4 protein-coding genes are annotated in these 7,046 nt (G+C 45.2%); all 4 read left to right on the forward strand.

The genetic code is table 11. From position 1 onward, the window contains the following. Nucleotides 1-603 (forward strand): ribonuclease III (rnc, locus tag N4310_RS06760; RefSeq protein WP_262092579.1); only part of this gene is annotated, 603 nt, incomplete at its 5' end. Continuing rightward, on the forward strand, nucleotides 584-4,111 hold the full coding sequence (gene smc / locus N4310_RS06765; protein WP_262092580.1) for a chromosome segregation protein SMC: 3,528 nt from the start codon (nucleotides 584-586) through the stop codon (nucleotides 4,109-4,111). The genes rnc and smc, both read left to right, overlap by 20 nt. A 457-nt stretch (nucleotides 4,112-4,568) precedes the next feature. Further along, entirely contained in the window at nucleotides 4,569-4,865 is a 297-nt protein-coding gene (locus N4310_RS06770; RefSeq protein WP_160333475.1) for a lactococcin 972 family bacteriocin, read from the forward strand. A 97-nt stretch (nucleotides 4,866-4,962) separates the two neighbouring features. Continuing rightward, nucleotides 4,963-6,990 (forward strand): DUF1430 domain-containing protein, encoded by a 2,028-nt coding sequence (locus N4310_RS06775; RefSeq protein WP_262092581.1) that lies wholly within the window; start codon nucleotides 4,963-4,965, stop codon nucleotides 6,988-6,990. Nucleotides 6,991-7,046: the final 56 nt, after the last annotated feature.

Below are 7,046 nucleotides of genomic sequence, written 5' to 3' on the forward strand. Positions count from 1 at the left end.
CGTCTCTTAAACATTTCACATAATGAACGTTTGGAATTTTTAGGAGACGCTGTTCTACAGCTCTTGATTTCGGAATATTTATATGGCCATTTTCCGGAAAAACCTGAAGGAGAATTGTCCAAATTACGGTCGATGATGGTGCGGGAGGAAAGTCTTGCCGGTTTTTCCCGGGACTGTAAATTTGACCAATACATCCGCCTGGGGAAGGGGGAAGAAAAAAATGGCGGACGTAACCGCGAGACCATCCTGGGGGATCTGTTCGAAGCCTTTCTAGGGGCCCTGCTTTTGGATCAGGGTGTTGATGCTGTCCGATCCTTTATCACTATCCACATTATTCCCAAAATTGAAACAGGTCAGTTTGAGCGTGTGGTGGACTACAAAACACAATTGCAGGAGATTCTGCAGGCTGGTGGCGATGTCCAAATCCGCTACCAGGTATTGCAGGAGTCTGGACCAGCCCATGCCAAGGAATTTTTGGTGGGTGTTTTCTTAAATGACCAAAAGCTAACCCAGGGGACGGGACGCTCGAAAAAAATAGCGGAACAAGAGGCGGCCAAGAAGGCCATCGCTGAGAGGGAAGCAGATGTACTTAAAGGAAATTGAAATCCAGGGCTTTAAATCCTTTGCGGACAAGACCACGGTAACCTTTGATGAAGGCGTAACCGCGATTGTCGGTCCCAACGGCTCAGGGAAAAGTAATATTACAGAGAGTCTTCGGTGGGCCTTGGGGGAATCCAGTGTCAAAAGTCTGCGTGGGGGCAAGATGCCGGATGTCATTTTCGCGGGAACAGAGTCCCGGTCTCCTCTCAACTATGCCCGTGTGCGGGTGACCTTGGACAACCAGGACCAGTACTTGACCGGTCAAGGGGAGCAGGTTCAGATTGAACGGCAGATTTTTCGCAATGGGGATAGTGAGTATCGGATCGATGGCCGCAAGGTTCGGCTCAAGGATATCCATGAGTTGTTTATGGATACTGGTTTGGGGCGGGATTCCTTTTCGATAATCTCCCAGGGCAAGGTCGAGGAAATTTTTACCAGTAAGCCAGAGGAGCGTCGGGCGATTTTTGAAGAGGCTGCAGGTGTCTTGAAGTACAAGACCCGGCGGAAGGAGACTGAATCCAAGCTCAAACAAACCCAGGAAAACCTAGATCGTCTGGAAGATATTCTGTATGAGCTGGATTTGCAGCTCCCTCCCCTCAAAGAACAGGCGGAGGTGGCCTGCCGTTTTCAAACCTTAGATAGTCGGCGTTCTCAAGCTACTTTAGATTTAATCCTTGCGCAATTGGATCAAGGAAGGTTGGAGCTGGATCAAGTGGTTGCCGCTCTAAGTCAGGTTGAGGACCGGTTGAGTTCCTTTAAAGAGCGCCGTCGGGCCCTGGAGGAGGACTTACAGACTTGCCGGACCAAGAGTCAGGCAGTTGAAGCGGAGATGACCAAGAAGCAGGAAGATTTATTGGCCTTGACGTCCTTAGTGGCGGATTATCAAACCAAGCAAGCCTTGTTGCAGCAAGAAAGTCAGCAATCGGGTCAAGTGGAGACCGAGGGGCGTAAGCGTCTGGAGTTTTTGGGACAAGAAGAGGCCGAGCTGAGGGCAGCTCTGGAGCAGTTGGATGAGGAGTTGGCCTCAGAGAGGCAAAGCCTATCAGCCTTGCAGACTGAAGAGCAGGAGCTCCGCCAACGGCTGAGTCAGTCCGAGGATCCCGAGAGTCATTTGGAGAAATTACGGGAAGATTACTTGGAACTCTTGCGCCGGGAGGCGGACTTGAGTAACCAGGTGACCGCTTTGGAAACCCAGTTAGAGGCCCAGGTCTTGCGGGATTCTCAGAAAAGTCAAGAACGGCAAGAATTGAGCCAGCAACAAAAAGCGGCCCGGGAACAGCTGGCCCGTTTAAGTGGGGACTTAGAAGCTGTTGAAAAGGAGCTGGCTGCTGCCCTAGCGGACTATCAAGCGCGGGATCAAAAACTTCTGCAGCAGCGTCAGTCTTATCAGCAGCACCAAGAAGCCTATTTCAGTCAGCTGGAGACAGTTCGTAAGCTAGATGCACGTAGGGAAAGTCTGGAAAATATTCTAGCCAACCACTCCAATCTCTATGCGGGTGTGCGCAGCGTCTTGATGGCTCAAGATCGTCTGCCGGGAATCCGGGGAGTGGTGAGTGAGCATCTCAGCTTTGACCTTCGTTTCCAGCAGGCCTTGGATGTAGCCCTGGGCGCTAGCAGTCAACATTTGATTGTGGCAGACGAAGAGGCGGCCACCCAAGCCATTGCCTATCTCCAAAAACAGCGGGCGGGTCGGGCTACCTTCCTTCCTCTGACACGGATTCAGGCTCGGACGATTTCGGAGCAACAGGCAGCTACTCTGGCGCAAGCTCCAGGCTTTTTGGGAATGGCTGTTGATGTTATCGCCTACGATCCAGAACTGGCCGGCATCTATGGGAACCTCTTGGGAACCATTGCGATTTTTGAAACCATTGACCAGGCCCGGCAAGCCGCTCGGCAGCTCAACTATCGCCTGCGTTTGATTACCCTAGACGGGACTGAAATTCGGGCCGGTGGTGCCTATGCCGGCGGGAGCCAGCGCAATAATCAGAGCCTTTTGCTCAAGCCTGAGTTGGAGCAGGTTCAAGTGCAACTCCAGGCAGCCCAGGTGCAACTGGGTCAGCAGGAAGCAGCCTTGGCCGCAATTAAAAAAGAGGTAGATGCAGACCAAGAAGAGCTGGATCAGCTGAAAATAAAGGGCGAAGCTATTCGCCACAAGGAACAAGCCATCCGCCTCAATTGGGAACAAGCCCAAAGTGATACTGACCGCCTCCAGACCCTCTTAGACAAACAAGTCCAAAAAGAAGGCCTCGAGCAAACACCGCAATTACAAGAACAGGTGACCAGCTTGAAAGAAGATCTCCAGAAACTGGGACAAGACAAAATCAAGTTGGAACAAGACCTAGAGGCACTGCGTGAAAACAAGGATGCCCACCGCGACCAGGTCAAGGAATTGGAAGAGCAACTCCAACTCCTTCTGGTCGAGCAAACCAGCAAAAAAGGACAACTCACCCTCTTGCAAAGTCAGCAGGAAGCCAAAACAGCTCAGTTGACCAGTATCAACCAGGAGCAAGAAAACCTAAAGAGTCGCCTCCAGCAATTGGCATCTCTGGAAGAATTGCAAGGTCAGGCCGATACTTTGGAAAAAGCTCTTCAGGAAACCCAGACGCAAAAGGAGTCCAACCAACAGAGCTTGATCCGCCTACGCTTTGAAAAGGAAGACCTAGAAGCCCAGGTTGAAGAACTCAATGACCAACTAGACCAAGCTCGCTCTGAAAATGAAGGATTAATCCGTGAAGAAGCCCAACTGGATTCGCAACGCTCCAACCTAGAAACAGCCTTGCGCCGGGACTTGCAACGCCTAACCGATGATTATCAATTAACAGTTGAAGCAGCGCGTGAGCAGGCCCAGCCCGTTCAAGACCTGGACCAAGCACGCGCCGAAGTCAAAGACCTGGAGCAGGCCATCAAGGCCCTCGGCCCTGTCAATCTGGCAGCTTTAGAACAATATGAAGAAGTACAGAGCCGGCATGACTTCTTAATGGGTCAACGCCAGGATATCCTGGATGCTAAGAGTCTATTGATGGACACCATGGATGAGATGAACCAAGAAGTTCGCGAACGCTTCCAAACAACCTTTGAAGCTATTCGCCAGAGCTTCAAGGAAACCTTCAGTCAAATGTTCGGAGGCGGTCAAGCCGACCTCTTCTTAACTGATCCTGATCTCCTCGTCGCGGGTGTAGAGATTTCTGTTCAACCACCCGGTAAAAAAATCCAATCTTTGAATCTGATGAGTGGTGGCGAAAAGGCTTTGTCAGCCTTGGCTCTACTATTTGCCATTATTCGCGTCAAGACCATTCCCTTTGTGATTTTGGATGAGGTTGAGGCAGCCCTGGATGAAGCCAATGTCAAACGCTTTGGTGATTACCTCAAACGCTTTGACCAACGCTCCCAATTTATCGTCGTAACCCACCGCAAAGGAACCATGGCCGCCGCAGATAGCATGTATGGCGTGACCATGCAGGAATCAGGAGTCTCCAGCCTGGTTTCCGTCCGTCTTAAGGATATGGAATAAAGCAGTTAGTCAACCGAAAATTAAGAAGACGTAACCCCCTTCTCGTAGATGGTTGATGAGAAGGGGGTTGCCGTTTTTCTGAACATTGTAGCATGTTTTATTTGAAAAAAAAGAAACCATGGTATAGTTAGAGTAAGAAAAGAAAGCGTTATCAAATCAAAGCTTATAGGACGAAAAAACTCAGTGTATACAATACGAGTTTGGGATAAAAGTCTTCCCTTTCCTATTTTATACATAAGTTTTGAGTAGAAACTGACTGCTGATTGTAATCCTAAGGATTCCTTGAAAAAATTTGATGATGGAAAGTAATAGGTATTGTTCGGGATAATTTATGAAGAGCTTATAAAAAGTGGGTCTCTATCTGTGGAAGGGAGGAAAAGCTATTTGTGTTCAGATTGATATACCCAAAGGTGGAGTTACTTTGATAGTTTATATCTTTTTATAAAGGAGTAGTCTTATGCTGAAAACTAAGAAACTGGTCATAATGGTTATTGCATTTTTATCTGTAGCCTTCGTTCTCCCTGTTTCGGCTGTCTCTCATCGTGGAGGGGAGTGGACTTATGGAGCACACCATAATCCAAATAATTGGGGAGCTTTCTCAAATTATTATCATGGAGGCCAGCATCATTGGTCTTATGTAGGCAGTACAGCTCGGAATAATCAGAGAACTGCTTATGCGGGAGCTCATGCAACTTCGTATGCATTCATCAATACAAATGTTGGAGAGTATGTTGTCTTTGATGCAGGTTGGTAGAGATTGCCGTAAAACATTTCTGATTGCTATAATGAATTAGTTCATTTTTGGAGGCGGAATTATTTCTGCCCCCTATTTTGGAATTAGGAGGCAGATGATGAAGAAAGTTTTCATTGTTATATCGAATGTATTGCTTAGTTTATTCTTTGTTTGGGTTTTGACAATTTGGAGCGATACATATATATCCTATTGTTATCCAAATATTGCTGTATTTGACTCTAGTCCTGAGACTAATTTTCAACAAGTAGCAGAAGCTTTGGATAGGCTGGCGTATCAAACCGATAGTCTGATTGCAATTCAATCTCAAGATCCGAATTCAGAAGGGAAACCGGTTTTCTCCTATATGACTTTTGGAAGGGGAGAGCTGCCAAGTGAACTTTTGGAAAAGACTTATAAAGAGGGTGAAAATCTTAGTCTTGAGACGAATTACTTTATCTTTGAAGGTGACTTAGATCTTCAAAGATTGAAGAAGGAGTTAAGTCAGTTTGGATTAACCAATATGTATCTATCAAGCCCGTCTCAATTTTCTACACTAGTTTTAGCGGTCAGCAATGGTTTTCAATTAATTGGATTACTAATTTTCTTATTAACATTTGCTTCATTGACTCTTATCAGCCAGATTGGTTATTTGAAGACTTCAGGTATTCGGCTTATTTCAGGAGAGCGACGGTGGTCCATTTTTCTTAGACCGCTTGTGCAAGATTTAAAATCGATAGGAGTCGGTTTAGCTGTTGGAGGAATCCTTACTTTTATTTTGAAATTTGTGTTCTCGCTTCCGTCTATATCCCTTATGACAATTGTGGTGGGGTTAATCGTTTATAATCTACTTTTACTATTGATTGATCTGTTCTTTGCTCAGTTATTTGCAGTTGGTGTTAAGAAGGTCCATTTGATGCAAATGATTAAGGGGGAAATTCCTGTTAGAGGTGTTATTAGTCTTATTTTAATGGGACAGTTATTAGCTATTATAATCATTTCGGTGGGAATGGGAAGTGGTTTGAATTATTCAAAAGCCTGGGAACAACAAAAACAAGGGCAGGAGGCATGGATTCAGGAGAAGGACCTTATTTCCCTCTCTATTAGCCGTGAGGGTATAGATGTGGGGGGGAATAATGAGGATATGCAAAGGAAACAGGAGATTTGGTATCAGTTAGTATCTCAGGCTGTATCAGAGCAGAAAGCTTTGTTAGCGAGACACCAATTGGTTGATCGTGTGATGCAAAATGGAATCAATTCCTCTAAAAATTTATCCCTATCTACAGACTGGCAGGATTATGGTCCTTCTGGTAATGTCCTTTTTGTCACACCACAATATTTGAAACATCAAAATATTTCTGTAGATGTAGCGATTGATGAGAAACTACAGCATTTAGATACAGGGGAGTTTGTCTTATTGTTACCTGACTTCCTTCGCTCGGAAGAGGAACACTATAAATTTGTTTTTGAGGAAGATGTGACAAATCGTATGGCCAGTAAAGATAGCCGTCAAGAGATGGAAGCGACAGTGGGTTATTTAGAATCGGGTAAGGACCGATTTGTTTACAATAGCACCCCGATTTCCTACCAGCAGTTTCTAAAAGATCCAATTATTGTTGTAGTGACACCAGAATCGACAGGAGAGCAATCAGTCCTGTTTTGGTCGGATGCTATACAGAATTATGTATTTTTTAATCAGTTATCAGATATTCAAGAGTTACTTGAGAAGCAAGGAATCAAAAACTGGGTTGGGGAATTACAACCCGCTTCTCAAATCTATATTCAGTTGTTAGAGAATGTTCAGCGGGAACGTTGGATTATGTTCATAGGAGTTGTATTTGGAGTAGCCACATCTATCTTACTGTTTAGTAGCATGAATAGGCTTTATTTCGAAGAATTTAGACGGAGAATTTTTATTAAACGAATTTCAGGTCTAGGCTTCTTAGAAATTCATCGCAACTATCTTTTCGTTCAAATAGCCGTCTTTTTATTGGGATTTGTAGCTAGTCTGTTTCTGGAAGTAGAGCTACTGGTTGCCTTGTTGGCCTTATTATTTTTTACCATTCTTTCCATTTTACAGCTACAGAATCAAGTTAGAAAAGAAAATGAAATGAGTACGCTTGTTTTAACCCAAATTATTCATAGATAACTAAAAAAACTTCCAGAATCCCTGATAGATCAAGGTTTCTAGAAGTTTTTGATTTT

The sequence above is a fragment of the Streptococcus danieliae genome, assembly GCF_025447695.1.
In the GTDB taxonomy this organism is placed as follows: domain Bacteria; phylum Bacillota; class Bacilli; order Lactobacillales; family Streptococcaceae; genus Streptococcus; species Streptococcus danieliae.